The sequence below is a fragment of the Halobacillus massiliensis genome, from assembly GCF_900166625.1.
GTDB lineage: Bacteria > Bacillota > Bacilli > Bacillales > Halobacillaceae > Halobacillus_A > Halobacillus_A massiliensis.
In genome coordinates, this window is record NZ_LT800499.1 from 190258 (window position 1) to 214948 (window position 24691).

Here is a 24691-nt window from a genome sequence, read left to right on the forward strand (position 1 = left end):
AAATATGTATAAAGCGGGAAAAGTGCCCGGGAGGCAATTCTCCGGGGCAGTGGAGGGGGAGTTAATCGGGAATAAACAGCAGAGGCTGCGGGAGACCTTCTTCTATCTCCTCGCGTATTGCTCTTGTGGAATTTATAGCTTCTATGCCCGCTCCAATAGATTGAAGATAAGAACCATTGGCCGCTATAATGTCGGCTCTGATTTCTTTTTGCGGATCATCTGTAGAGACTTCGGCTACCACTCCAACAGTACCGACGATCTCGCCAATGGCCTGTACCCACACTCCTAGTAAAATGCCCTCGTCTGCTGAGGATAATTTTCCGTCCCTTTCCTCCTGTATACTGTAGAGTTTAGTGAGATTAATGGCCATCCATAGCTGTCCGGCAGCCTTCAGGATGGAGCCGTAGGCAATATTTTCCTCAAGCTGTCGTTCAATTTTTGGCTTTTTTATCTTTTTCAACCACAGCCTCCCCCTCTCTTAATGTTTCGTGAAGCTTATGATAGCCTATGCGAAAAATGCCTAAGAGAGGTGGGCGGGGATGAAAAAGTAAAAAAGCAAGGGTTACGAAATCAGCTTCCACACCTTTACGACGAGAGATCGAATATCATCTGCCCATTCGCTGTTTTCAGAGGCGGCTTCCATCGAAGCAAGGACACTTTCCATTAAGAAATGACGCGGCTGCTCTGTCTGCAGTTCATTATATAAAAACTCCAGAAAATCCTTCGTTTTACCGGCAGTTTTCGCTTTCAAGTCCTCAATTTCAGTGAGTGCCTCCTGAAGCACATCGTTTAAGTCGGTTTCCGGCGACGGACCGAGCCAGTCTGAAGGCAGTATCAGGTCTCCACGTTCTATTTGCTCCGGAAGCATGGATTTCGTACGGTCCAGGGCATAGCGGACGAGTTTTTTTACATCTACGTCCTGACTGGAGCCGAGCTTCCAGACGTGCATGAGATGATGGATCAATCCAGACAGCATCACGGCATGCTCGAACGTGAAACGGTCCGCATTAGCTGGATAGATGTCTGAGAGCCGGGCGGATATCCAGCGCAGCTCCTCTAAGTGCTGTTCTTTCATATAAGCTTTCAGTTCAGCATCATCAGAAAAAGAAACCGACTCAAAAACAGCAAGTAACCGGTGCTGGCGGCTGATGTTCATACGGACTGTCATTTGATCAATAAAGACTTCCTCATCTTCTGACTCCTTGCCGGCTGCCAGCTCTCTTCGTTTCTGATCCACTTGTTCCTTTATATAATCCAAGATGGCCATTAAGCATTCATTCTTGGAGTTGAAATAGTTATAAAATGTGCCTTTCGCAATGCCTGCTCTGTCTAATATGTCCTGTATCGATGTGGAGGAAAATCCTTGATCGATAAATAGCTTCAGGGCAGCATCGACAATCTGTTTTCTTTTTTTGTTCAATTTTTATCACCTTTTATACTGTTAGTCTACTTCTATTTTAGCTTTTAAAACGCTTAACATCAACACTTTAGAAATGGAAGTATTTTTTTGTTGATATTTTTATACTACGAGTATAAAATATATACTGCTATTATATTTAACGGAAAGAAGGTCTGATGAACATGTCAGAAACCAATCACAATAAAACTCCTTACGGCATGATCGCCATATTATTTATCGGGGCGTTTGTGGCGATCTTAAATGAAACTCTGCTTAATGTTGCTCTTCCATCAATCATGAACGAGTTTGAAGTAAATGCCACGGCCGTACAGTGGCTGTCTACAGGGTATATGCTGGTTAATGGAATTCTCATCCCGGCCAGCGCCTTTTTTATTCAAAGATTTACCGACCGTAAGCTGTTTATGACAGCGATGACTCTGTTTACTTTAGGAACATTTCTAGCGAGCATTTCCCCATCCTTCGGCGTTCTGCTGACGGCACGGATGATTCAGGCATCCGGTTCAGCAATCATGATGCCGCTGTTAATGAACGTCATGCTGACTGCTTTTCCAGTGGAGAAGAGGGGAGCGGCCATGGGAACGTTCGGGCTTGTCATGATTACAGCACCGGCGATCGGTCCGACTTTATCCGGATGGATCATCGAGCATTACAGCTGGAGAATGCTGTTTGACATCGTACTGCCTATTGCTTTACTTACTCTTGCGATTTCAATCTTTAAGCTGAAAGATGTAACACCACAGCGCTCGCTAAAGCTGGATGTATTTTCTCTTATACTATCGAGCATTGGTTTTGGTGGTTTGCTGTACGGTTTTAGTTCAGCAGGAGATCGCGGCTGGGACAGCCCGATTGTCTATGGAACCATTATTGTCGGCGCTGCCGCACTTATTACGTTCATCCTGCGACAGCTGAAAATGGATGATCCGATGCTTGAGTTTAGAATTTACAAATATCCAATGTTTGCTCTATCCTCCGCCATTTCAATTGTCATTGCCGTGGCAATGTTTTCAGCGATGATTTTAATGCCGATCTATGTTCAGACAATACGCGGCATTTCACCGCTTGAATCCGGATTATTAATGCTTCCCGGCGCAATTGTAATGGGGATCATGTCACCGATTACGGGAAGGCTTTTTGATAAGTATGGAGCCCGTGTGCTTGCCGTTACAGGATTAACGATCACAGTCATTACTTCTTATATGTTTAGTAAAATTGGTATGGATACACCGTATTCGACGCTGGTTCTTCTCTATACATTGCGGATGTTCGGGATGGCGATGGTGATGATGCCAGTGATGACAAATGGATTAAATCAATTGCCAGCAAAAGAGAACCCGCACGGAACGGCAATGAATAATACGCTCCAGCAGGTTTCCGGTGCAATTGGATCAGCACTGCTCATTACCGTTATGAACATAAGGACAGAATCAGAAGCGAAGGACCTTGCAGCATCTGCCGCTGCTAATGCGGCTTCAGCTCCAACTGCTCAGGGTGCGGCTGAAGCACAGCAGCAGATTATGAATCAGGCAATGTTAACAGGCATTAACTTTACGTTTCTTATTTCCACACTGATCGCTATTGTAGCTTTAATTCTTGCCTTCTTTATTCAACGGGTTGAGCCGCCGAAAGAGAAGCAGGTGGAAGCAAAGAAAGAAGCCATGCCTTCTCAGCAGGTTGTTACAGAACCATAAAAGTAAGATAGAACAAACGTAAACGCTCATGTTTACGTTTGTTTTTTTATCTCGATTTTCCGAGAAGAGATGAATTCTGTTCCGTTTACTGGGGCAGGAAAAAAGCGGCTGGGAAATAGCTCGCTTTCCGCGGGGAGCCGGTGAGCTAGCTCGCTGCACTCGCGGATCTCACCTTGGCTCTATCTCCCTGCAGGAGTCTCGCCATTTCCCAGCCTCTTTAATGAGGATGGTGTAAACGGAACGCTGTAATCTCAGTAAGCTCTTTAATGGGAACGCTCTTCTAAAATGTTCCGTTAGTCCGAAAAACATAAAGGGCCGGGGGAAACGGCGAGACTCCTATGGGAGGATAGAACAGGGTGAGATCCCGGAGGGCTAAAAGCCCGAGGAAGCTCACCGTTCGCCCATGGAAAGCGAGTGGTTTCCCCAGGCCCGGTTCTCTATATTCAAGCAAACGGAACTCTCTTCCCGTTTAACTGGGAAACAAGAAGCCTACTTGGGAGTTCACCGTGCTGCCATGAAAAGCGGCTCTTTCCCCAGATCCGACCCATCTCATTGAGATAAACGGACCCAGGTTCCCGTAAGCTTTCACAACAAGTATACAAAAAAAAGAGCCTTCCCGGCTCTCTTTTTTAATCATTCATTTTTGCAGTTCAATTACATAACTTCCCCGATCTGTAATCAAAGAAAAACGCCGATCATCATATTGATACTGCGCCGAATCCTCCAGCGGAATCTCATACACAGGAGAAGGCAGGGGTTCATATTCTCCTCTGTCCGTTTCCGTTTGTCCTTTACCAGTTAGCTGCAGCTCATGCGCCGGCTCGTATTCATCCGAACGCCGGGTATTTGTGGAATAGGAGACTTCATTCAAATCCATAAAAATCGTATCTTCATCTCCCTGTTCCTGCTTCGTAATTTTAATCGTCTGTCCGCTCCATTGCTGCAGCTTTTCGTTAAACTGCTCAATGCTTAATTGCTCGCTCATGAAGATCCCTCCTGTTCTTTATGTTTTCCCAGCTTTTAGGAATCATACCCTCAAGCGTCCCCAGTAAAACTATTTCAATTTCAAAATTTTTTACGGGCTGCAAACTCAGTGATAGCAATGCGTGAGTACAAAGTAATGCTCCCTTTTTTCTACAAAATTTTCAGAATATTGTTGACTCTGATGTATATACAGGATTATAATTTAAATGTAAGCCTTTTCATATATTTTTTGGTCGTTCCCTAAAACGTTTTCGTATGATTTGAAGTAAAGATACTTTGATAGCCGTAAAATGATTTTTTTCATTTTATTGACTATATACTTTTTAGAAAAAGGGGAGGAATAAACATGACATTTGGGAAAAAGATGCTCGGCATTCTGATTTTAATGCTTGTTTTCTTGGCAGCGTGCAGCGGCGGGGATTCGGGGAATGAAAGTGCGGAAGGCGAGTCTGGCGGCGATTCTTCAGGATCAGCAGACAGTATTACGATTTTCCAAAGTAAAGTTGAAATATCTGATCAGCTTGAAGCGCTGGCGGAGCAATATACAGAGGAAACTGGAGTCGATGTTGAGATTTGGGGGACTACGGGAGATGACTATTTCTCACAGCTGCAAATTCGTTTGAACAGCAACCAGGGTCCATCTATTTTTACACTTGGTAATGAAAGAGAAGCAGAGAGACTGGAATCTTACTTATATGATATGAGCGGGGAATCCTTTACAGAGGATATCGCGCCTAATATGGAATTAGCGCTTGATGACCAGATTGTAGGTATTCCATATGGAGTAGAAGGTTATGGACTTGTTTACAACAAAGACTTAGTGAATGCGGAAGACATTACAGACTATGATTCTTTCGTAAGTACAATGGAAGAATTAAAGGGACAGGATGTAAATCCGCTCAGCCTTTCACAGGAAGCTTTCTTCTTAATCGGCCATATGAGTAACTATCCTTTCGCTCTTCAGGATGATTATCGCGAATTTGTGAATCAGCTGAGCGCAGGGGAAGTAACGATGGCGGAGACAGAAGAATTTCAGGAGTTCGGCAAGTTCCTTGAAGCGATTAAAGCGAACGCTTCAAACCCGATGGACGTTAACTATGACGAGCAGATGGGTGATTTCGCTACAGGTGAAACCGCAATGGTTCACCAGGGGAACTGGGCGTATGGCATGCTGGCAGACTATGATGTAGATTTTGAAATCGGCATGATGCCTTTTCCACTAAATGGCAATGATAAGCTGGCAGTTGGTGTCGGTGGAAACTGGGCTGTTAATGGTACGAAGGATGAAGGAGAAATCCAGGCAGCTGTTGATTTCCTTGAGTGGATGCATACGAGTGAAGAAGGCAAGCGCTATATCGTTGAGGAGTTCGGATTCGTTCCGGCAATGACAACGATTGAAGCAACTGATCTTGACCCGCTTTCTCAAGCAGTCTATGAAGCTTCTAACAGTGGAGAAACGATTCCTTGGGCTCAGAACTACTTCCCGGCTAATGTCATCCAAAATGACTTTACACCGGTTGCCCAGGAGTTCTATTTAAATGAAGATATGACAGGAGAAGAAATGATCGAGCAGCTGGATGCCGCCTGGCAGAATGCCTCACAGTAATTTTTACAAAAAGGGGACTGGTTCTTTTAAGGAAGAACTTGTCCCCTGCTCTTTCATTTAATACTGCAGGAAAGAAGGGATGGACGTGAACAAAAAGAAAAACTGGGCATGGTTCCTGCTGTTTACAGGACCATTGATCCTTATCTTTGCCACGGTCGTCATTATCCCATTTATTATTGGTATCTTTTATTCATTTTTTCAGTGGGATGGAATTAGTGCTAATCCAATGGTGGCCAATGGGATCGACAACTATACAAGGCTCTTAGACGATACACGGTTTATCGATTCCGCGTGGATCACGATTAAGTTCACCGTCCTGTCGGTGATATCTGTAAATGTAGTCGGCCTCGCTTTTGCCTTGTTTGTTACTTCAAAGCTTAAAATTGCAAACACGGCGCGCACAATGTTTTTTATGCCTTATTTAATCGGCGGTCTGATTCTTGGTTACATCTGGCAGTTCGTTTTCTCTGATGTGCTTGAGCTGATCGGGGAAGTTACAGGGCTGGAGAGTGTTTTCTTTAACTGGCTGAATAATGCAGACTTTGCTTTATACGCTCTCGTTTTCGTATTTACGTGGCAGATGGCAGGATATGTGATGATTATTTATATTACCGGCATTCAAGGGATTCCTAATGAGATTATTGAAGCCGCTAAAATTGATGGGGCAGGGCGCTGGCAGCAGTTAAGAAAAATTACGTTTCCTCTGCTTATGCCTGCCTTTACGATCAGTTTATTTCTTGCTTTATCACAGGCCTTCAAAATTTACGATGTGAACCTTTCCTTAACAAACGGCGGACCGGCCAATGCTACGGAACTGTTTGCGATGAACATTTTTAATGAAATCTTCGGCTATGGCAACTACGGGTACGGCCAGGCAAAAGCCATTGTTTTCTTTTTAATCGTTGCGGTCGTTTCCTTAACTCAGGTGTACATTACGAAGAAACGGGAGGTGGAGATGTAATGAAAAAACCAGGAAATTACGTAAAAGAAGTCCTGCTTTTCTTACTGGCTCTCTTGTTTCTTTCCCCGATCTACATAATAGGGGTTAACTCGTTTAAAGATCGGGCAGCGCTTTATGAAAATGTCCTCGCTTTGCCGGAAAGCTTCAGTCTGGAGTTCTACAAAAAAGCGATGGAGGAAATGAATTTCATGACGGCACTGTATAACTCTTTATTCATCACCGTTATTTCGGTAATTATTATCGTTATTTTATCTTCGATGACAGCGTGGATGCTGGCTCGTACCAACCGTCCGATCAGCCACATTATTTTTATGACGTTTATCGCGACGATGCTGATTCCGTTCCAGACGATTATGATGCCGCTTATGCAGCTGATGGATACGATCATGGATACGACAGGTCTTCAGATGCTGAACACAAGAGGCGGGCTCATCTTTATGCACGTTGGTTTTAACTCAAGCATTTCCGTGTTTTTGTATCATGGATTTGTTAAATCGATTCCGATATCACTGGAGGAAGCAGCAACGATTGATGGGGCCTCGAAGTTCGGGATTTTCTGGAGAATTATTTTCCCAATGCTTAAGCCGATCACGGTGACGGTGCTCATTATTAATGTTATCAGTATTTGGAATGACTACCTGCTCCCATCTTTAACGTTAACATCTACAGATTTGCGGACGATCCCGCTGTCGACGTTCTATTTCTTCGGTGAATTTACGATTCAATGGAATCTGGCAATGGCGGGTCTTGTATTAACGATCATCCCTGTCATCATTTTCTATGGGCTGGCTCAGAAGCACATTATTAAAGGCATCGGAGAAGGTGCCGTTAAATAACAGCAAAGGAGGAGAAGGATATGCAGAGCTACTCGGGAATCTTCGGGGCGCTTCATTTTATTACCACATGGTTTATGCGGCTGACGTCGATTAATATCATTTGGTTTATTATCAACCTGCCTGTTTTTATCGTGGGTGCAAGTGTAATGATCAGCTACAGGACCCCCGCTGATATCGTTTATCTGTCTCCTTTGCTGCTGCTTGTGCCGGTGTTGTCTTTCCCGGCAACGACAGCGCTGTTTGCTATCGCCCGGGACTGGATGATGGAACAGGACCATGATTCTCTCACAAAATCTTATCTGTCCTATGTAAAAGGAAATTATAAAAAGAGCATGACGGCCGGATTTATCTGGGTTCTATTCTGGGTCATCTGGGCGGTGGATTTGTACCTTTTAACTGGAATAAACAGCTTGCTTGCGGCCGTTTTCGCCATGCTCGGTGTTCTGCTCTTTGTAACGACGATTCACTTTTTCTCCTTAAGTGTGCACTATCACATGAGCATCCGGCAGCTTATTGTAAACAGCCTGATGATGACCGCCGGAAAACCGCTGCTTACTATAGCCACAGGACTTATCAGTGTATTCCTGCTCTATATCAGTACAGAGATCTGGTTTCTCGTTATCTTTTTCACAGGCTCGCTGACCGCCTGTATTTCCTTTTATTTATTTTACCGTTCCTACTTAAGGATCAAGCATGAATAAAGCTTGAGATCCTTGTTACTTCACAGGGAACTTTATAGACTCCTTTTCTATGGCTTGAGATCTCTTTTCTATAAGCTTCAGATCATCTATGCTGAGAGAAGTGAGCTATTTTAATTCATAACGCGTGCAGAAAGCGGGGGAAATGCATGTCCACCATCAGGGATGTAGCCAAAGAAGCGGGGGTATCGGTGAGTGTCGTCTCTAAAGCCTTTAACAACTATGCCGATATCAATCCAAAGACAAGGGAGAGAATATTAGAGATTGCTATGGAGCTCAATTATTCTCCCAACCTTGCAGCGAAAAATCTATCTTCGAAGAAGCAGAAGAATATAGGATTAATCTCATCAGCTGTATTGAATCATAACGAAAAAGATACGAATGCCTATGAAGTCATTAAAGGGATCTATACGGCTGTAGAAAAAAGAGGCTATGATCTGTCGATTTTCTTAATAGATTCACAGAAGCAAAAGCAGAAGAGTTATGCCCAATTCTGCCGGGAGAGGAACATCGGCGGTGCGATTCTGCAAGGCATGAGGACAGATGATCCTTATTTCAAAGAATTGGTAGATACGAAAATACCGTGTGTTTGTGTCGACATGCATACAGATGATACCAACCCCTATATCGGCGGTGTATCGCTCGATAACCGTGCGGCTGCCAAAGAAGCAGCCGTCCATTTGCTTGAAAATAATCATAGAGAAATCGTCATCGTAGCCGGAACAAAGGAGACGATGGTGAATGAGGAGCGTCTGCAGGGAGTAGAAGACGCTCTGAGAGAGACTGGCCTTACTATAAAAGATATCCATATTTTATATGCGGATTTTTCAGAAGAAAAGGCTTATCAGCTGGCGAAAGAGCAGCTGAAAACAAAACAGCCGAGTGCTTTTCTCTGCTTCAGTGATCTTATGGTATTCGGTGTCATGAAAGCTGTCCGGGAGGCCGGCTTACGCATTCCGGAAGACCTGTCGATTACAGGCTTCGATAACCTGCCCTTCAGCAGCCTGACGTCACCGCCTTTAACAACGATCCAGCAGGATTTCTTTGAAATTGGAAATCAATCGGCCCGGCTGTTAGCTGATTTAATGGAAGGAAAACTCGATCGTCATCATATTTTTGTAAACTATGAACTTGTGAAAAGAAAAAGTGTCCGAAAAATACAGGCAAAGGAGTAAAGAGATGGACTATCGTGTCATAAAGGAAGGCGATGTATTTCTTACGACAGAAAAAAACGGCGACATCGCAGCAGGGGATGGGAAAGGATACGGTCTTTATACTCAGGATACGCGATTCTTAAGCTGTTTTGAGCTGAAGTTGAACGGAAAGAAACCTGCACTGCTTTCATCGAGGGATGATCAAAATTATCGAGCGACGATGGTTCTTGTTGAAAATGAAGAAGACGTTGGTGCCATAGAAGCCGTCCGTAATCGGTTTATTTACGGGGGAATCCTATATGAACGTCTGACGTTTACCAATTATTTTTTGGAAGCGAGCCAATTTGAAGCGTCTGTAAGCTTTGATGCCGATTTTCAGGATATGTTTATCGTCCGCCAATTTCAAAGCGGTGAAGTAGGAAGGCGGACGGGCCATGCGGTTAAGCCGCAATCGGTCGTCATCAGCTATGAAGGAAAAGACGACACAGCCCGTGAAACGGTGATTGAATGGGACGCTCTTCCCCATCATATCAGCAGTGAGGGAACCATCCACTTCGCATTTGAACTTCAGCCGAAGCAGCAGCAGTCCGTTACGATTACCGTTACTCCTGTAATTGATGGACAAAAGAGAGAGGCGCTCCCTTTTGAAGAAGCGCTCTCCCTGCTTGAGGCTTCCTACCATAACTGGATGGCGGAGGGGACTAAAGTAAGAAGTGACCATTCCATTTTTGACGAAGTATATAAGCGCGGGGTCCTTGATGTGAGAATGCTGATGACAGACGTTGGCTTCGGCCGCCTTCCTGTGGCAGGGGTCCCGTGGTTTTCCGTGCCTTTCGGAAGGGACAGCCTGATTACTGCTTTATTTATGCTGCCTTTTCGGTCAGACGAAGTAAAAGGGACGCTCCGGACGCTTGCCCACTACCAAGGGAAAGAAGAGCGACCGGAACGCGATGAGCAGCCAGGGAAAATTATGCACGAAATTCGTTATGGAGAATTGGCTAAGACAGGGCAGATTCCGTTTAGTCCATATTATGGCACGGTCGATGCGACACCGTTGTTTATTATACTTGCCGCTGAGTATTACGAGTGGACAGGTGATCTTGCGTTTATCCGTGAACTGAAGCCGGCCATTGATGCTGCCTTTCAATGGATCGATACTTATGGAAGCATTAATCAGGACGGATTTATTCAGTTTGCGAAAACAACAGCGCACAGCTTCATAAACCAGGGCTGGAAGGATTCTGATAACTCGAACGTTCATCAAAATGGCACACTGGCAGAAGATCCGATTTCCTTAGCTGAAGTCCAGGGATATGTTTATCAGGCCAAGCAGCATATGGCTGTGATTTACCGGCAGCTCTCGGAGGTAGACAGAGCCGGGCAGCTGGAAAAAGAAGCCGCAGTACTAAAAGAGAAATTTGAAAATACCTTCTGGATGGAAGAGGAACAATTTTACGCTCTGGCGCTTGACGGGGAAGGGAAGCGTATCAAAGCGATCACTTCAAACCCGGGCCATGTGCTTATGTCCGGCATGCTGGAGGAAGAGCGGGTGAGGCGTACAGCTGAAGTATTGACGAAGCAGCCGTTATTCAGCGGGTATGGTGTAAGGACGATGTCGAGCGAATCTGTCGGCTACTACCCGATGAGCTATCATAACGGCAGTGTCTGGCCCCATGATAACGCCATGATTCTGCTCGGTTTAAACAAAACCGGGTGTAAAAAAGAGGCCCTTACCATTATGGAGGGCATGCTTGAGGCTGTTCAGTCGTTTGAGAACCTGCGGCTGCCGGAATTGTTTTGTGGATATGATAAAGAAATTGGAAGCTTAGTACCTTATCCAACGACATGTTCTCCCCAGGCCTGGGCTGCTGCATCTGCTTTTGTTTTTTTACAAACCATAATCGGATTTTTCCCTAACGCTGTAAAAGGCGAAATAAAGGTAAATCCCTGCTTTTTAAAAGAAATGAATGAAATCAGGGTGGAGGATATGCGTGTTGGAAACGGGGTCATCTCGTTGAAAATTACCCGCATAAAAGAAAGTTATCAAGTCGAGGTAATAAAAAACACTTCAGGCTGGAAGCTGCGCCAGCTGTGAAATTGGAGGCTGTCGATCGATGGTCGACAGCCTTATAGATACATCATTGCACTTTAACTTCGATCTGTTCTACGGCATTATAACCATAGCCTTTTCTATTCCAAAACGCCTCCATCGGCTGCACGCGTCCTGCTGAATCACGGGCTCTCGTCATTATCGTATATTCTCCTTTTTCATAAGCCGGCCATTGCCACGTCCACGAGACCCACTCATAGGCTGAAGGACGGCGCTCTAAAAGAACAGGGGCCCATGATTCTCCACCGTTTGTGCTGATTTCTACTTCTGTAATTGTACCTTCTCCTGTCCAGGCAATCCCTTTTATTGTATGTTCTCCTGTATCCAGCGTATCGCGATTGACCGGCTGCTGAATGGTTGAGTTAACGTTTAGTGTTGTTACTGGAAAAGCGCCCTCATTGCTTTCTTTATTCGGGTAGTAAATATAATCTATCGCCTGAAATGGACCTTCAAATGAAGATTCTGTCACAGTAATCTGCTTAATCCATTTCACTGAAGCCATCGCATACCATTGTGGCACAATTAATCGTAATGGCTGACCGTGTTTATAGGGAAGCGGTTCACCGTTAAACTGAAAGGCAACTAGCGTGTCCGGATGAAGGGCTTTATCAAATGGCAGGCTTCTTTTGAAGGGATGGACCTGGTCTGTATCCGGCCGTTTTCCTTCATCATATCCTTCAATGACAACTTCTTTTGCCTGACTTGAGATTCCGCAGTATTGCAGGAGGTCACGAAGCGGGACGCCCGTCCAGTACCCCTGGCTGATCGCTCCCTTTTCCCACTGCTCGCCAAATACTTTCGGCTCAAAGAAGCTGCGTTTATTGCCGGCACATTCTAATGCCACTTTAAGCGTTTTAGAAGGAAACCGACTCAAATCTTCCATAGAAAAAAGTGTTGGGCGCTGAAGAGCTCCATTTACCGGCAGCCAGGAGCTGCTAGAAGAAAGGCTCGGGTATGGAAAGTGATTCCGCCGGTAAAAGAGCTCGTGCTTTATTCGATCGGCCTCTACAAATGAAACCGGCATTTCCTGGTTTTCCGGAATGACACTGCGGGTGATTAAATAAGGCTTTGAAAAGTTATAGCTGCTCATCATTTACCTCCTGTTGCAAATTCACATAATAATTGGTGTCTGTCTGTTATAGTTATAAGTAAAAGGATATGTGGAGTGTCATAATGAAACGAAAATCCATTCTTGAGAAAATGAAAAATCATCAACCGAAAGTGATTGGCCAAAAGAACTTAAACAAGTATTCCCTTCTGCTGCCTCTTATTGAAAAAGAGGGGGAGCTTCACCTTCTGTTTGAAGTGCGCTCCCTCAACATGAGGCGCCAGCCTGGAGAGATTTGTTTCCCTGGAGGAAAAGTCGATAAGGAAGATCAGGCTGCTAAAGATGCCGCGGTAAGAGAAGCGAAGGAAGAGCTCGGAATCAGCGACTTGGATATCCAGAATGTTTATCCGTTTGATTACATGGTTTCCCCGTTTGGAATGATGGTAACCACATATGTGGGATTTTTAAACTGTGAGGAGAATTTACTTAAGCCAAATCCGGCCGAGGTAGAGGAAGTTTTCACAGTGCCGCTGTCTTTTTTTAAAAATAACGAACCCGACATCCATTACGTGAATTTTGAAGTGAAACCGGATGAAGGGTTTCCTTTTGATTTGATTCCAAACGGAAGAGAGTATGAATGGACGACAAGACAAGCGGAAGAATACTTTTATCATTACGAAGGACGGGTGATATGGGGGCTGACAGCAAGGGTGCTGCATGCTTTCATTGAAAACCTTGAATAGGTGTGATTATAAAAAGGAGTGCTCTTACAGAAGAGCACTCCTTTTTATTAGAGAAGAATGAAATGCCAGTCTCCGGTAAAGTCTAGAAATAATGGTATTTCACGGAGGGGCATTATGGAAGAACATTATGAAGTCATTATACGCTCTATTATTGCGTTCAGCTTATTGATTGTGGGAGCCCGGATTCTTGGCAAGCAGACGATTTCCCAAATGACGATCTTTGACTTTGTCGCATCCATTTCTCTGGGGGCCATTGCGGCGAACCTGGCCTTTAATACATCAGTGAAGATTCATCATATCGTATTGGCCTATACTATTTTTGTTATTGTGTTATATTTGATCGCGCTCTTGTCTTTGAAAAACAGGAAAAGCCGGAAGTTCTTTGCGGGCGATCCTACCGTTATTATTGAAAATGGAAAAATCTTAGAGCATAACATGAAAAAAATGCGCTACACCCTTGATTACTTAAACCAGCAGTTAAGAGAGAAGGATGTATTTGACATTAAAGAAGTGATGTATGCGCTAATTGAAACGAACGGCTCGCTTACTGTTCTTAAAAACCCGGAGAACCGGAATATTACGAAGAAGGACATGTTGCAATACGTCCAGCCTGAACAGCAGCTTCCCATTGAATTAATTATGGATGGATAGATTATTACCCAAAATTTAAAAGATAATAACCTCACAGATTCCTGGCTGCAGGCAGAGCTTGATAAGAGAAAGGTTACCATTCAGTAAGTAAATTATGCGGTCATGGCTGCAAATGGAAGTGTTTATATCGATACTTACAAGGACAACATTCAGTCACCGGCAGATCAGGAGTAACTACCTTCTCGCCAGTCCCCTTTCAAAGGCTGCCAGGTGGTTTCGTGAGGCATCGCGAAGGCGGGTAAAAACTCGCCTCATGTCTGCTGGTAAATTGAAGGTTAGAAATTTTTCGTACATGGCAATGTTATCGATTTCTCCCTGAACCCCGGCAGCATAAGCCCCTTTAATAGTCGCGGGAGTTGTAACAAAACTGGCTGCGATCCCTGGATCAGGTACCTGCACCTGATATATTCGAAACAAAGTTAGAAGGGCCCGGATATGTTGAAGCTCCGCCTGTTTAATCCGCGTAAACGTTTGAATATAGCCGAAGTTCTGCAGGATGTTATTATAGCGGGCCTGGGCCAGGTATTCATCCTCCATGGCATATTGAAGCATTTGATTTAGTGTCAGGCTTTGAGCCTGGAGAGCTCCTTTAGCTCCATAATTTTCCTGAGTAGGCTGTCTCTCCTTTCTTACAGCTTGTTTAAAAAATATAAAAACCAGACCGCGTGGTTCTGTTCATCTGCTGCCGCGCGATGAAAAGATTCTTTCACAAATTGATTAGGCGCATTTTCAGCAATATCTAAATAAAAATCTACCGTATTTTGTTCATCCTTAAAGGCGGAGTCGATTCCTTCTGCAAAGGTTCCCGGACATTCCTCTACTAGTTCAGGCGTGTACTGCTGACCCGTCAGCTGTGTGTAAATGGACGAAAAAGTCTGGAAGTGACGCTCCTCATCACCTCTTATTTCTAATATCTTTTCCTTTGTCTGCTCATCTGGAGCCATTTCCGCTAGCTTTTCATAACACGTGATTGCTGTGTACTCCCCGTTGATTGCCTTTTGCAGGTCGGCTGTTAAATCTCTTGTTCTCTGGTAATCCTGGGCATAGTAAGGGTAATTCTGATAGTAATATGGATTCGTATACATATTGGCATATCCCCCTAAATCATAAACTTATTTTATCGTATGAATTAGGAGAGGGGGCTTATGCCTGTTTGTCTAAAAAAGCTTGTCCTGCGATTTCTGCAGAATGGGCTTTAAGAGTATTGGAGAAGCCGGCGAGCGAGCTAAATTGCATTCACGGATCTTACCCTGGATATATATTGCTGCAAGAGTCTCTTTATTGCTTCGTTTTTTCTCAATGGTGAAAGAGAAAGAGCTGTTCCGTTTATCAAGTACGGATAAAAGCGGCTGGGAAATGACTCGCTTTCCGCGGGGAGCCGGCGTTGCACTCACGGATCTCACCCTGGCTCTATCTCCTGGAAGAAGTCTCGTTATTGCTTCATTTTCTTCTTAATGGTGAAAGAGAAAGAGCTGTTCTGTTTATCAAGTACGGATAAAAGCGGCTGGGAAATAGCTCGCTTTCCGCGGGGAGCTGGTGAGCTAGCTCGTTGCACTCGCGGATCTCACCCTAGCTCTATCTCCCTGCAGGAGTCTCGCCATTTCCCAGCCTATTTACCGGTGATGGTGTAAACAGAACATTGTATCTAGAGGAAAATCCTCTCTCTAGTTTTCTTATCTTGATGTTCCGTTACTCTAAGAAAACATAAAGGGTCGGGGGAACGGCGAGACTCCTATGGGAGGATAGAACAGGGTGAGATCCCGGAAGGCTTTAGCCTGAGGAAGCTCACCGTTCGCCCATGGAAAGCGAGTCTTTCCCCAGGCCCGGTTTTCGATATTAAAGCAAACGGAACTGGACACTCATATTTTTGAGAATCAAAGAAGCCTTATGGAAACACGGAACAAAGGTAAGATCCTGTAAGGCTTTAGCTAGTGTAAACTACCCGTTGGCCCATCGAAAGCGAGCTGTTTCCCCAGGACCCGATTCTCTTCATCAAGGTAAACGGAACGGATCACCTTCCCGGGAGGTAAATTCTGAGGCAGATGTGCGTTCACCTATGGAAGCTCCCATGGGCTGGTCAGCCGCTTAAAGAGGTTTAACAAAATGAAAGCCTGTCCTGCAAATTTCCACAGGACAGGCTTTTTATGTTTAATAATTGACAGCTTCTTCCCTACGCTGTTGTTCCTGTACTTCCTTTTCCGTCTTCTTGATGTCCCGCTTCATCAGCAGGGAAAGGATAAAGGCCAGCGTAATCAGGGCGAAGAATACATAGAATACGGCCGTGTAGCCGTCGGTTCTTTCACGGATTTGAGTAACAAGCATCGGTCCGAAAACGCCCCCAAGTGACCATGTTGTCAGCAGGTAGCCGTGAATAGAGCCGAGCTGCTTCGTTCCGAATAAGTCGCCGATAAAGGCAGGTAAATTGGAGAATCCTCCACCGTAGCAGCTGACGACAAGGAAAATGAAAAGCTGGAACAAGATAACATTTGTCGTAAGCGGCAGTGTAAAGAAGGCGACCAATTGAATGATAAAAAATATGAGAAATACATTAGAACGGCCTAGGTAGTCAGACGCTGCGGCCCAGCCTATACGGCCTCCACCGTTAAAGATTCCCATAATCCCGACCATTGCGGCTGCAGAAGCGGCGGACAGCCCAACGACTTCCTGAGCCATCGGGGAAGCAACCGAAATCATCATGATTCCGGCGGTTGTGTTAATGAGCATCATGCCCCAAAGCAGCCAGAAACGCCTCGTCTTCACAGCTTCTCTTGAAGATAACTGCTGCAGGTCTTTTTTGAAGACCTTCTTTCCAGACGCAATATTCTTCTTCATAGAGGCCGGCATCCAGCCTTCAGGAGGCGGGGCAATATAAGAAGCGCCCAGCATGATGAAAACAAAATAAGCTGTACCGAGAATATAAAAGGCGTTTGATATGCCGACTGTGGACATGAGCTGATCGGCTACTGGTGCGGTAATTAATGCACCGGTACCAAACCCGAGGACGGCGAGTCCTGTTGCAAGCCCTCTGCGGTCAGGAAACCATTTGACGAGAGTCGATACTGGTGAAATATAGCCAATCCCGAGACCGAGCCCACTGGCGAGCCCGTAAGTCAGCAGGAAAAAAATCAGAGAATCAGAAGCAATGGCTAGACCAGAGCCTGCCTGTCCCAGACCAAATAGAACGGCAGAGACCATCGCCGACTTTCTCGGTCCGGCTTTTTCTACGAATTTTCCAAACATGGCGGCTGATGAACCAGCAAGCGCCATCATAATTGTAAAGGCGATCGTAACTTGTGTTGGAGTCCATCCCATTTGTTCACTGACAGGGGTTGTATACACACTGTAGGCGTACGCTCCTCCAATCGATAAGTGAATGGCAATGGCGGATAATGCAATGAACCATCTGTTCTTCGTGGCTTTCATGTAGATCCTCCTTCAGCATCTTTGCAAACGTATACATATGAGAATACATACTAAGCGGTATAAAATCAAATTATTTCGAAAAATTTAAAATATCTGCAAATTATTGTGGGATTTTGTAAAAATTTAAAAAGCCCGTCCCTTCAACTGCAAATTCGCACACATAGTTCTATTGAATTATTTATTTTGTTCTTTTTAATGAAAAAACAAAGGGATTTTAAGTAATTAGCACGATTCTCAATTTTCTGAAATTGACATATAGTTAATATGTTGGAAAATTATACATAAATGGGGAGTGTGTAAGTTTGAGGTCAAATAAAGCTTTTTCAGTGGCAATGGTCGCAGCTTTAAGTTTTGGGTTGCTGACAGGACCAGTATCTGCACAGAAAGTACAAGCAGCTGATCCCGCTTCAGCAAAACAAGGAGTAAAAACAGAACAGACCCATGGTCAGGGTCCTTTTGATTTAGCAGTCGCTAATGAAGAACGGCTGATTGAGATGTTAAAAGAAAGAGGAGAGATTCCTGAGAACGCTTCTGCTGAAGAGGCAGACAAAGCACTCAATCAATTTTTAGAGAAGAAGTCGGAAGCCGCGAAGGAAATGGATAATGAGGGAGAACTCAATGAAGAGAAGGCCAAGCTTGAAAAGGAAGTTAACGAAAAACTGAAAAAAGATAATAAAGGAAAAGCGAAAGGTAAAGGGAAGAAAGGGAAGAAAAACCTCGACTCTGTTGTGGAAGAGGAGTATAACGGTGATGTCAGAAAAGACAACGTCCTTGTACTTTTAGTTGAGTTTCCTGATCACCCTGCCAGTCAAATAAACTCTGATGATACAGATATGTATTATGACGATTATTTAAAAGAGCACTATGAGGATATGGTGTTTGGAGAAGACGGATATGAGGGACCGAACGGGGAAAATCTCGTATCTATGAAACAATTTTATGAAGAACAGAGCAACGGCGCTTATACGATAGATGGACAAGTTGCCGGCTGGTATAAAGCTAAAAAACCGGCCGCTGAATATGGCACGAATGTGCCGGCGCCTGATGGAAGTGACAAGGATGCAAGAGGCCTAGTAAGAGAGGCGCTTGAGGCTGCAGCAGCAGATCCTACTATTAATCTGGCAGACTATGACCAGGAAGACCGTTATGATTTAGACGGTGACGGAAACACACGCGAGCCGGACGGGCTTGTCGACCACTTAATGGTTGTTCACTCTGCCGTAGGGGAAGAAGCAGGGGGCGGACAGCTTGGTGGAGATGCGATCTGGTCTCACCGCTGGAACCTTGGAAGTGTATTTGCAATCCCTGGAGCTCCTGATGCTGAAGTTCCTTACTGGGGCGGCGGAATGGCAGCTTATGACTATACCGTTCAGCCGGCTGATGGTGCGGCTGGAGTGTTTGCTCATGAATACGGGCACGACTTAGGTTTACCAGATGAATACGATACCGCTTATTCTGGTGCAGGAGAAGCGGTCGCTTACTGGTCGATCATGGCGAGCGGAAGCTGGGCCGGAGATATTCCAGGCACAGAGCCGACAGGATTCAGTGCTTATGCGAAAGAGTACCTGCAGGCAGCCCACGGCGGCAACTGGCTGAAATATGAAGAAGTGGATATCAACGAAATTAATAAAAAAGGCAGCGAATACTTACTCGACCAGGCTAATACGAAAGGTACAAACTTAGATGCCCTTCGTGTCAACCTGCCGGATAAAGTAACTCAAATCAACACACCGTTCAGCGGGGAGTATCAATATTTCAGCGGAAGCGGCAATAACCTTGATAACTCAGCGATTATGAACGTGGATTTATCAAATGCCGATTCTGGTGAGCTGGTGTTTAAAGCGTGGTATGATATCGAAACCGATTGGGATTACGGTTCCGTACAAGTAAGTGAAGATGGAGAAACGTGGGAAGCAATTCCTGGTAACATTACAACAGATACCGACCCACACGAGCAAAACCCTGGCCACGGAATTACTGGTCAATCAGATGGTTGGATTGATGCCAAGTTTGATTTAAGCGACTATGCTGGCAAGAATATTCAAGTGAAAATTAATTACTGGACAGATGTGGCGGCAGTTCTTCCTGGTCTATATGCAGATGATATTACTGTAAATGTCGATAGTGAGAAAGTATTCTTTGACGATGCGGAAGGTGAGCCGAAAGTAGAGCTTGATGGATTTACGAAGGATGACGGTTCGAAAACTTCCGAGCATTACTACTTGCTTGAGTGGAGAAACCACGAAGGTGTCGATGAAGGATTAAAGCATATCCGCCGCGGCGAGAGCTTAATGGTATATGATCCAGGCTTAGTCATCTGGTATGTTGATAATCAATATAGTGATAACTGGACTGGTGCTCATCCAGGTGAAGGCTACCTGGGAGTTGTGGATGCGGATCAAAAAGGTATTTTGAGAAGTGACGGCGAACCTGCTTCGACTCGCTTCCAAATTCACGATGCAGCGTTCAGCCTTCGTCATGACGAGAAGATGTTTATCGATTACCGTGACACTTTAGGCTATACGATTGAAGATAAGAATAAACAGTTTGTAAAAGCTTTTGATGATAGCAAAAATTATTTAAACCCAGTCCTTCCTGATGCAGGACGCAACGTTCCTGAATATGGACTGAATATCGAAGTAACCGGCGAAGCGAAAGATCGTACGGTTGGAAAAGTTAAATTGACTAGAGACTAATTTTAAAGAAAAAAATAAGCCCGGCATTTTGGAGGTCCTTCCTGCCAAAATGCCGGGTTTCTTTATAGTTACAATGACGAGTGAATGACTTTTTTATAGTACATTACAGAAAGAAGGCCGAAAATGGAGTAAAGGACCGTATACACACCCATAACGATAAACATAGGCGCCCACAGTTCGGTTCCAAACAAGAACCAGCCAGATTGGACGGCAAAGTAACTGTGGAAAAGGCCAACGATCAGCGGAATACCGAAGTTAAATACCTGCTTGCCTGTAATCCCCCTGATGAGGTCGCCTCTTGTGAATCCTAGTTTTCGTAAAATTGTATAATTTGACTTCTCTTCTTCACTTTCCTCCATTTGTTTAAAGTAAAGAATACAGCCGGAAGTGATTAAAAAGGTAAGACCGAGGAACCCGACGATAAACATACCCAGTCCCATATTCTCCTTCTGCATCTGCTGATAATAGGCTTGAGACTCATTGCCGTATTCCTCGCTTAGCGGCATCGACTGAAAGATTTCATCGGCTTTATTGACAGCTCCTTCGTCTTTCAGGTCAAGGCCGATAAAGTGGGTGTATTCCTGCTCGATGTCTTCGACCGGATGCTGAGCTGCTGCGTCAAAGGTGTCCTTATCAACAACCAGGACAGGCATTCCCCACGTCGCGGAATTCGGAAGCACCGCATTCTTTTCCATGCCGAGATATTTTTTAGTCAGTGTCTGATTCTGCAGGTGTATCGTAATATCTCCTGAATCCTCCAGATCCATCAGCTGCAGGACAGCATCATTATAGCCCAGAAAAATTGCAGTTTCTTTATTAAGTTTGATACCTTCAATTTCTGTATCAGGGATAACAGCTAAATTCGTTTCTTCTCTAATATCAGCAAGGTTGCCGGAGGCTGGGCTCATAATATCCTCAAGTCCCACTTTCGTTCTCGCAAACTCTGTCATGTGCTGACTATACTCAATGTCCTGTTCTTCAAGCTCTGAGGCAAAGGATTCTGCATCATCCATATTTAGAAAGCTGAAGTCTGCCGGCACGTTATTATCCGCACCGTTGACGGCTGAGTAATAGGAAATATAGCTTAAAGACAGCAAACCTATCGCTAATGCTGAAACAGTTGTGATGATCGTCAGCAGGAGAGAATTTGATTTCATTCGGAACATAATTGAAGTCAAAGATAACACTTCATTAATATTCAAGTAGCCATTTTTATTTTTCCGGATCAGATTGGCAAGAAACCGCACAGATCCTTTATAGAAAAAGTAAGTCCCAATAATCACAGCTGCTAAAATAAAAATCATGGCCATAAACAAAGTTTTTATAGAGGTGAAATCACCACCGAATAATTTCGAGGACACATAATAGCCCGTTATGATCAGGCCGAGCCCAAGAACTCCCATTAAAATTTCCCAAATGGAAATACGCTTAATGCGTTCCTCTGTTTTGGAGGTGAAATGGAACAGCGAAAGGATACTTTGTCTTTTAATAAATACATAATTCATCAGCAAAATTAGCAGATAGATGGCAAGAAAAAGGGCAACTGTCTGCAGAAACGCCATTTCCGAAAAGTGCAGCGAAGCGACAGCATCTACTCCTGTAATTTTAAATAAAATCATGGCGGTCAGCTTTGAAATGGAAAACCCGAGTAACGTTCCAAGAATGATGGAACCAGAATAAATGAGAAAGTTTTCTGCGGATAGGATAAAAAAGATTCGATTTTTAGTCATACCGATCAGCTGATACAATCCAATTTCTTTACTGCGCCTTTTAATAAACAGTTTATTGGCATAAAGAACAAATATAGCGGCAATTGCAATCAGCAGAACAGAAGCCGTACGTATTCCGGCTGCGCCCCTTAACGTACCGCCGGCTTCATCCATGGCCGGATCGTATTGAAGGGTAACAAATGCGAAATACAAGGCGACCGTGAAAATCAGGGCGAAGACGTACAAATAATAGTTTTTAATATTCTTTTTCAGGCTGCGAAGGATCAGCTGATTAATGCTCATACTGCACCCCGCCAAGCACACCCTGTGTCTTCATAATGTCTTTAAGGAAAGCCTGCCGCGACTCGTTCCCTTTATTAAGCTGCGTGTAAATTGCGCCGTCTTTTATAAAGATCACCCGGCTGCTGTAGCTGGCGGCCACAGGGTCATGGGTGACCATCGCAATGGTCGCCTGCCGCTTTTTATTAAGGTCGCTCATTTTGTTCAGCAGGTCAGAAGCTGACTTTGAATCAAGAGCACCCGTCGGTTCATCGGCAAAAATGATGCTCGGATCGTGAATGAAAGCCCTTGCCGAAGACGTTCGCTGCTTCTGACCTCCTGAGATTTCGTTTGGATACTTATTTTCAATATCAGTAATACCGAGCTCCCCGGCAATGGCATTGAATTTTTCATTTGCTTCCTTTTTAGATGCCTTTGTGATCGAAAGAGGAAGAAGAATATTTTCTTTAACGGTCAGCGTATCCAGTAAATTATAATCCTGAAAAATAAAACCTAAATGATGCTTTCTAAATTCAGCCAGCTGCTTATCCTTCTGTTTTGTAATTTCTTCGCCTTTAATTCGAATAGATCCGCTGCTGACACGATCTATAGAGGAAAGGACATTAAGCAATGTCGTTTTACCAGAACCGGACGCCCCCATGATCGTAAGAAATTCACCCTTTTCAATCCGTAAATCAATACCCCTAATAACTTCCTGTTTCGTAAATTTATTTCCATAGCTTTTATGGAGCTTTTGAGCTTCTAAAATCATCATTATTGTTCCTCCCGATTAGTTGATAGCTTTATTGTAAATCCTGTAGAACGGTTAAGTCCTTTCATGAAACGAACAAAATAGAAAAGCATGTGACAGTTTTGTCACACGCCCTGTATTTTAAGGAATTCATTTTCTGTAGGAAATTTAAGGGTGAATGTCGTTCCTTTTTCCGGAAAAGAGGCCACATCCATTTGAACCTTTAAAGAATCGGCCGCTTTCTTAGCAAGGTATAGTCCCATGCCGCTTGCTTCCTGATTATAGTGATCTCTCGTTGAGGTGAAACCCTTTTCGTAAATACGCGGCAGGTCTCTTTCCTTAATACCAGGTCCATTGTCAGTAACGGATAAAAAAATATGGCCGTCCATCACACCGCTTTTTACGATTATTTCCGAGGAAATAATACTATATTTTACGGCATTGCTCAAAAGCTGTCGGATAATAAAACTCAGCCATTTAGCATCTGTTAAGACAGACGGAACATGTAACTGAACATCAAAACCGATGCCTTTCTGCATGCACCAGGAGCGTAACGTATGTATTTCATTGAAAACAAGCGCTTCAAGGTCCACTTTCTCGATATATAAATCATTCTCTATGGAGGGGATACGTTTCTGATGGAGCTGCTGATCCAGCAGTAAATGAATCCTTAGCCATTCATACGTCAGCTGTTTTTTAATCTGTTCCTCATTGATTCGGTCAATGATCAGGTGCATGGCTGTCAGGGGTGTTTTCACTTCATGGATCCATGCGACCAGTTCATCTTTTTCATGTTCAAGTGAAAGATCGTTTTGCACAGCCTGCTGCCTGGCAAGTCCAATCGAGCGGGAGAAATTCTCTTCCACAATCTTTTCAAAAGGGCTGGAAGGTTCAGGGAGACTGGAAGGATCAATGTCATTCTCTCTTTCATCAAACGCTTTGAAAAACTTAGACTCACGCTGGTAACGGAAGAAAAGAAAGATGGTAAACAGTATGATGGATAAAAACACGTAATAAAAAATAGAGTTCACAGAAATAGACGGGTCTAAATAAGCGATCAGCAAGACGAGGAGCTGGAGGAAAACAAACAGTCCGATCCAGCTGGCGCGTTCTACCAGGAATTTTCTTATCATAACGACTGCTCCACTGCCGTATACCCCTGCCCGACTTTCGTTACTATAGAATGACCTAATTGAATGTCGGTCAGTTTTTTCCTCAGCCGATTAACATTAACAGTCAGCGTGTTATCGCTCACGAAGCGTTGATCATCCCACAAGCGGTTCATTAAGTCTTCGCGGCTGACAATCTGATTTTTCCGCTCCATTAGGACTTTAAGAATAAACATTTCATTTTTAGTGAGTTCAACAGCTCCGTGCTCATTGCTGACACGATTTCTTTCATAATCAATCGCCGCTCCAAGCCACGTCTTTAGTTCAGGAGCTTCGGTGCTATAGTTATAAACACGGCGGAGGATCGCCTGAATTTTCGCGATAAGGACCTCAAAGTTAAAAGGCTTTTGTACGAAATCATCTGCTCCAAGATTCATCGACATGACCATGTCTGTCGGGTGATCGCGTGATGATAAGAAGATGATCGGAACATTGGAATGCTCTCTAATTTGGCGGCACCAATGGAACCCGTCGAACTTCGGGAGCTGTATATCAATAATGACCAGCTCAGGCTGAACCTGTGCATATCTCTCCATTACTCTTTGAAAATTTTCAATGCCGTACACCTTATATTCCCACTGTGCCAGCCTGTCTTTCATCTCCTGAAACAGTGAATGGTCGTCTTCAATTAGTAAAATTTTAAACAATGATCGTCACCCCTCTTTCATGGAAATTATAGCAAATTTTCACTAAGATTAGCAGTGGAGCTAAGTCTTACTCCAATTGACGAAAAGGAGACACAATTCCCCTCGGCTAATCGGCTGG

Annotated in this window: 21 protein-coding genes and 1 pseudogene; 11 read left to right on the forward strand and 11 right to left on the reverse strand. The window is 44.2% G+C overall.

Annotated features, from left to right (window positions below; translation table 11 throughout):
• Positions 1–61 precede the first annotated feature (61 nt).
• Together B7E06_RS01125 and B7E06_RS01130 are read right to left on the reverse strand one after the other, a co-directional pair.
• Complete coding sequence (locus B7E06_RS01125; protein WP_082232132.1) at positions 62–460, reverse strand: hypothetical protein; 399 nt, start codon at positions 458–460, stop codon at positions 62–64.
• Between the two features lie 102 nt (positions 461–562).
• Complete coding sequence (locus B7E06_RS01130; RefSeq protein ID WP_082232133.1) at positions 563–1420, reverse strand: TetR/AcrR family transcriptional regulator; 858 nt, start codon at positions 1418–1420, stop codon at positions 563–565.
• A gap of 155 nt (positions 1421–1575) precedes the next feature.
• On the opposite strand from B7E06_RS01130, the gene B7E06_RS01135 reads away from it, so the two are divergent.
• Positions 1576–3108: a DHA2 family efflux MFS transporter permease subunit gene (locus tag B7E06_RS01135; RefSeq protein ID WP_143414429.1), complete on the forward strand. Its 1533-nt coding sequence runs from the start codon at positions 1576–1578 to the stop codon at positions 3106–3108.
• A 637-nt stretch (positions 3109–3745) separates the two neighbouring features.
• Here B7E06_RS01135 and ymzB read toward each other — a convergent pair.
• Entirely contained in the window at positions 3746–4093 is a 348-nt protein-coding gene (gene ymzB, locus B7E06_RS01140) for a protein YmzB (RefSeq protein WP_082232135.1), read from the reverse strand.
• A 345-nt stretch (positions 4094–4438) separates the two neighbouring features.
• Between ymzB and B7E06_RS01145 the strand changes: the two genes are divergently transcribed.
• From B7E06_RS01145 to B7E06_RS01170, 6 genes are all read left to right on the forward strand, one after another.
• Complete coding sequence (locus B7E06_RS01145; RefSeq protein WP_082232136.1) at positions 4439–5698, forward strand: sugar ABC transporter substrate-binding protein; 1260 nt, start codon at positions 4439–4441, stop codon at positions 5696–5698.
• A 79-nt stretch (positions 5699–5777) separates the two neighbouring features.
• On the forward strand, positions 5778–6659 hold the full coding sequence (locus B7E06_RS01150; RefSeq protein WP_425432178.1) for a carbohydrate ABC transporter permease: 882 nt from the start codon (positions 5778–5780) through the stop codon (positions 6657–6659).
• The gene (locus B7E06_RS01155) at positions 6659–7495 is read left to right on the forward strand and encodes a carbohydrate ABC transporter permease (RefSeq protein WP_082232137.1); all 837 of its coding nucleotides are present in this window, start codon (positions 6659–6661) and stop codon (positions 7493–7495) included. Before B7E06_RS01150 ends, B7E06_RS01155 begins: the two co-directional genes overlap by 1 nt.
• Before the next feature lie 20 nt (positions 7496–7515).
• Positions 7516–8196, forward strand: coding sequence for a YesL family protein (locus B7E06_RS01160; protein WP_082232138.1), 681 nt, complete (start codon positions 7516–7518; stop codon positions 8194–8196).
• Positions 8197–8342: 146 nt separating this feature from the next.
• Positions 8343–9368: a LacI family DNA-binding transcriptional regulator gene (locus tag B7E06_RS01165; RefSeq protein WP_082232139.1), complete on the forward strand. Its 1026-nt coding sequence runs from the start codon at positions 8343–8345 to the stop codon at positions 9366–9368.
• Between the two features lie 4 nt (positions 9369–9372).
• On the forward strand, positions 9373–11442 hold the full coding sequence (locus B7E06_RS01170) for an amylo-alpha-1,6-glucosidase (RefSeq protein ID WP_082232140.1): 2070 nt from the start codon (positions 9373–9375) through the stop codon (positions 11440–11442).
• A 43-nt stretch (positions 11443–11485) separates the two neighbouring features.
• On the opposite strand, the gene B7E06_RS01175 is transcribed toward B7E06_RS01170, so the two are convergent.
• Positions 11486–12547 carry a sulfite oxidase gene (locus tag B7E06_RS01175; RefSeq protein WP_143414430.1) on the reverse strand — a complete coding sequence of 354 codons (1062 nt, stop codon included), beginning with the start codon at positions 12545–12547 and terminating at the stop codon, positions 11486–11488.
• A gap of 83 nt (positions 12548–12630) precedes the next feature.
• Between B7E06_RS01175 and B7E06_RS01180 the strand changes: the two genes are divergently transcribed.
• Both B7E06_RS01180 and B7E06_RS01185 read left to right on the forward strand, forming a co-directional pair.
• Positions 12631–13248, forward strand: coding sequence for an NUDIX hydrolase (locus tag B7E06_RS01180; protein WP_082232142.1), 618 nt, complete (start codon positions 12631–12633; stop codon positions 13246–13248).
• A 114-nt stretch (positions 13249–13362) separates the two neighbouring features.
• Positions 13363–14073 (forward strand): annotated as a pseudogene (locus B7E06_RS01185) (DUF421 domain-containing protein).
• On the opposite strand, the gene B7E06_RS22300 reads toward B7E06_RS01185, so the two are convergent.
• Together B7E06_RS22300 and B7E06_RS22305 are read right to left on the reverse strand one after the other, a co-directional pair.
• Positions 14074–14451, reverse strand: coding sequence for a ferritin-like domain-containing protein (locus B7E06_RS22300; RefSeq protein ID WP_342743609.1), 378 nt, complete (start codon positions 14449–14451; stop codon positions 14074–14076).
• 77 nt (positions 14452–14528) lie between these two features.
• Positions 14529–14984, reverse strand: a complete 456-nt coding sequence (locus B7E06_RS22305) for a ferritin family protein (RefSeq protein WP_082232144.1) — start codon at positions 14982–14984, stop codon at positions 14529–14531.
• 196 nt (positions 14985–15180) lie between these two features.
• On the opposite strand from B7E06_RS22305, the gene B7E06_RS21655 reads away from it, so the two are divergent.
• Positions 15181–15354: a hypothetical protein gene (locus B7E06_RS21655; protein ID WP_179133912.1), complete on the forward strand. Its 174-nt coding sequence runs from the start codon at positions 15181–15183 to the stop codon at positions 15352–15354.
• Positions 15355–16047: 693 nt separating this feature from the next.
• Here B7E06_RS21655 and B7E06_RS01205 read toward each other — a convergent pair.
• Positions 16048–17322 carry an L-lactate MFS transporter gene (locus tag B7E06_RS01205; RefSeq protein ID WP_082232146.1) on the reverse strand — a complete coding sequence of 425 codons (1275 nt, stop codon included), beginning with the start codon at positions 17320–17322 and terminating at the stop codon, positions 16048–16050.
• Between the two features lie 302 nt (positions 17323–17624).
• Here B7E06_RS01205 and B7E06_RS01210 point away from each other — a divergent pair, with 302 nt between their 5' ends.
• The gene (locus tag B7E06_RS01210; RefSeq protein ID WP_245807646.1) at positions 17625–20018 is read left to right on the forward strand and encodes an immune inhibitor A domain-containing protein; all 2394 of its coding nucleotides are present in this window, start codon (positions 17625–17627) and stop codon (positions 20016–20018) included.
• 68 nt (positions 20019–20086) lie between these two features.
• Here B7E06_RS01210 and B7E06_RS01215 read toward each other — a convergent pair whose 3' ends face one another.
• The 4 genes from B7E06_RS01215 to B7E06_RS01230 form a co-directional block, all read right to left on the reverse strand.
• Positions 20087–22030: an ABC transporter permease gene (locus tag B7E06_RS01215; protein WP_082232147.1), complete on the reverse strand. Its 1944-nt coding sequence runs from the start codon at positions 22028–22030 to the stop codon at positions 20087–20089.
• The gene (locus tag B7E06_RS01220; RefSeq protein ID WP_082232148.1) at positions 22020–22781 is read right to left on the reverse strand and encodes an ABC transporter ATP-binding protein; all 762 of its coding nucleotides are present in this window, start codon (positions 22779–22781) and stop codon (positions 22020–22022) included. Before B7E06_RS01220 ends, B7E06_RS01215 begins: the two co-directional genes overlap by 11 nt.
• Before the next feature lie 101 nt (positions 22782–22882).
• Complete coding sequence (locus B7E06_RS01225; protein WP_082232149.1) at positions 22883–23890, reverse strand: sensor histidine kinase; 1008 nt, start codon at positions 23888–23890, stop codon at positions 22883–22885.
• Positions 23887–24573, reverse strand: a complete 687-nt coding sequence (locus B7E06_RS01230; protein WP_082232150.1) for a response regulator transcription factor — start codon at positions 24571–24573, stop codon at positions 23887–23889. Before B7E06_RS01230 ends, B7E06_RS01225 begins: the two co-directional genes overlap by 4 nt.
• Between the last annotated feature and the right edge of the window lie 118 nt (positions 24574–24691).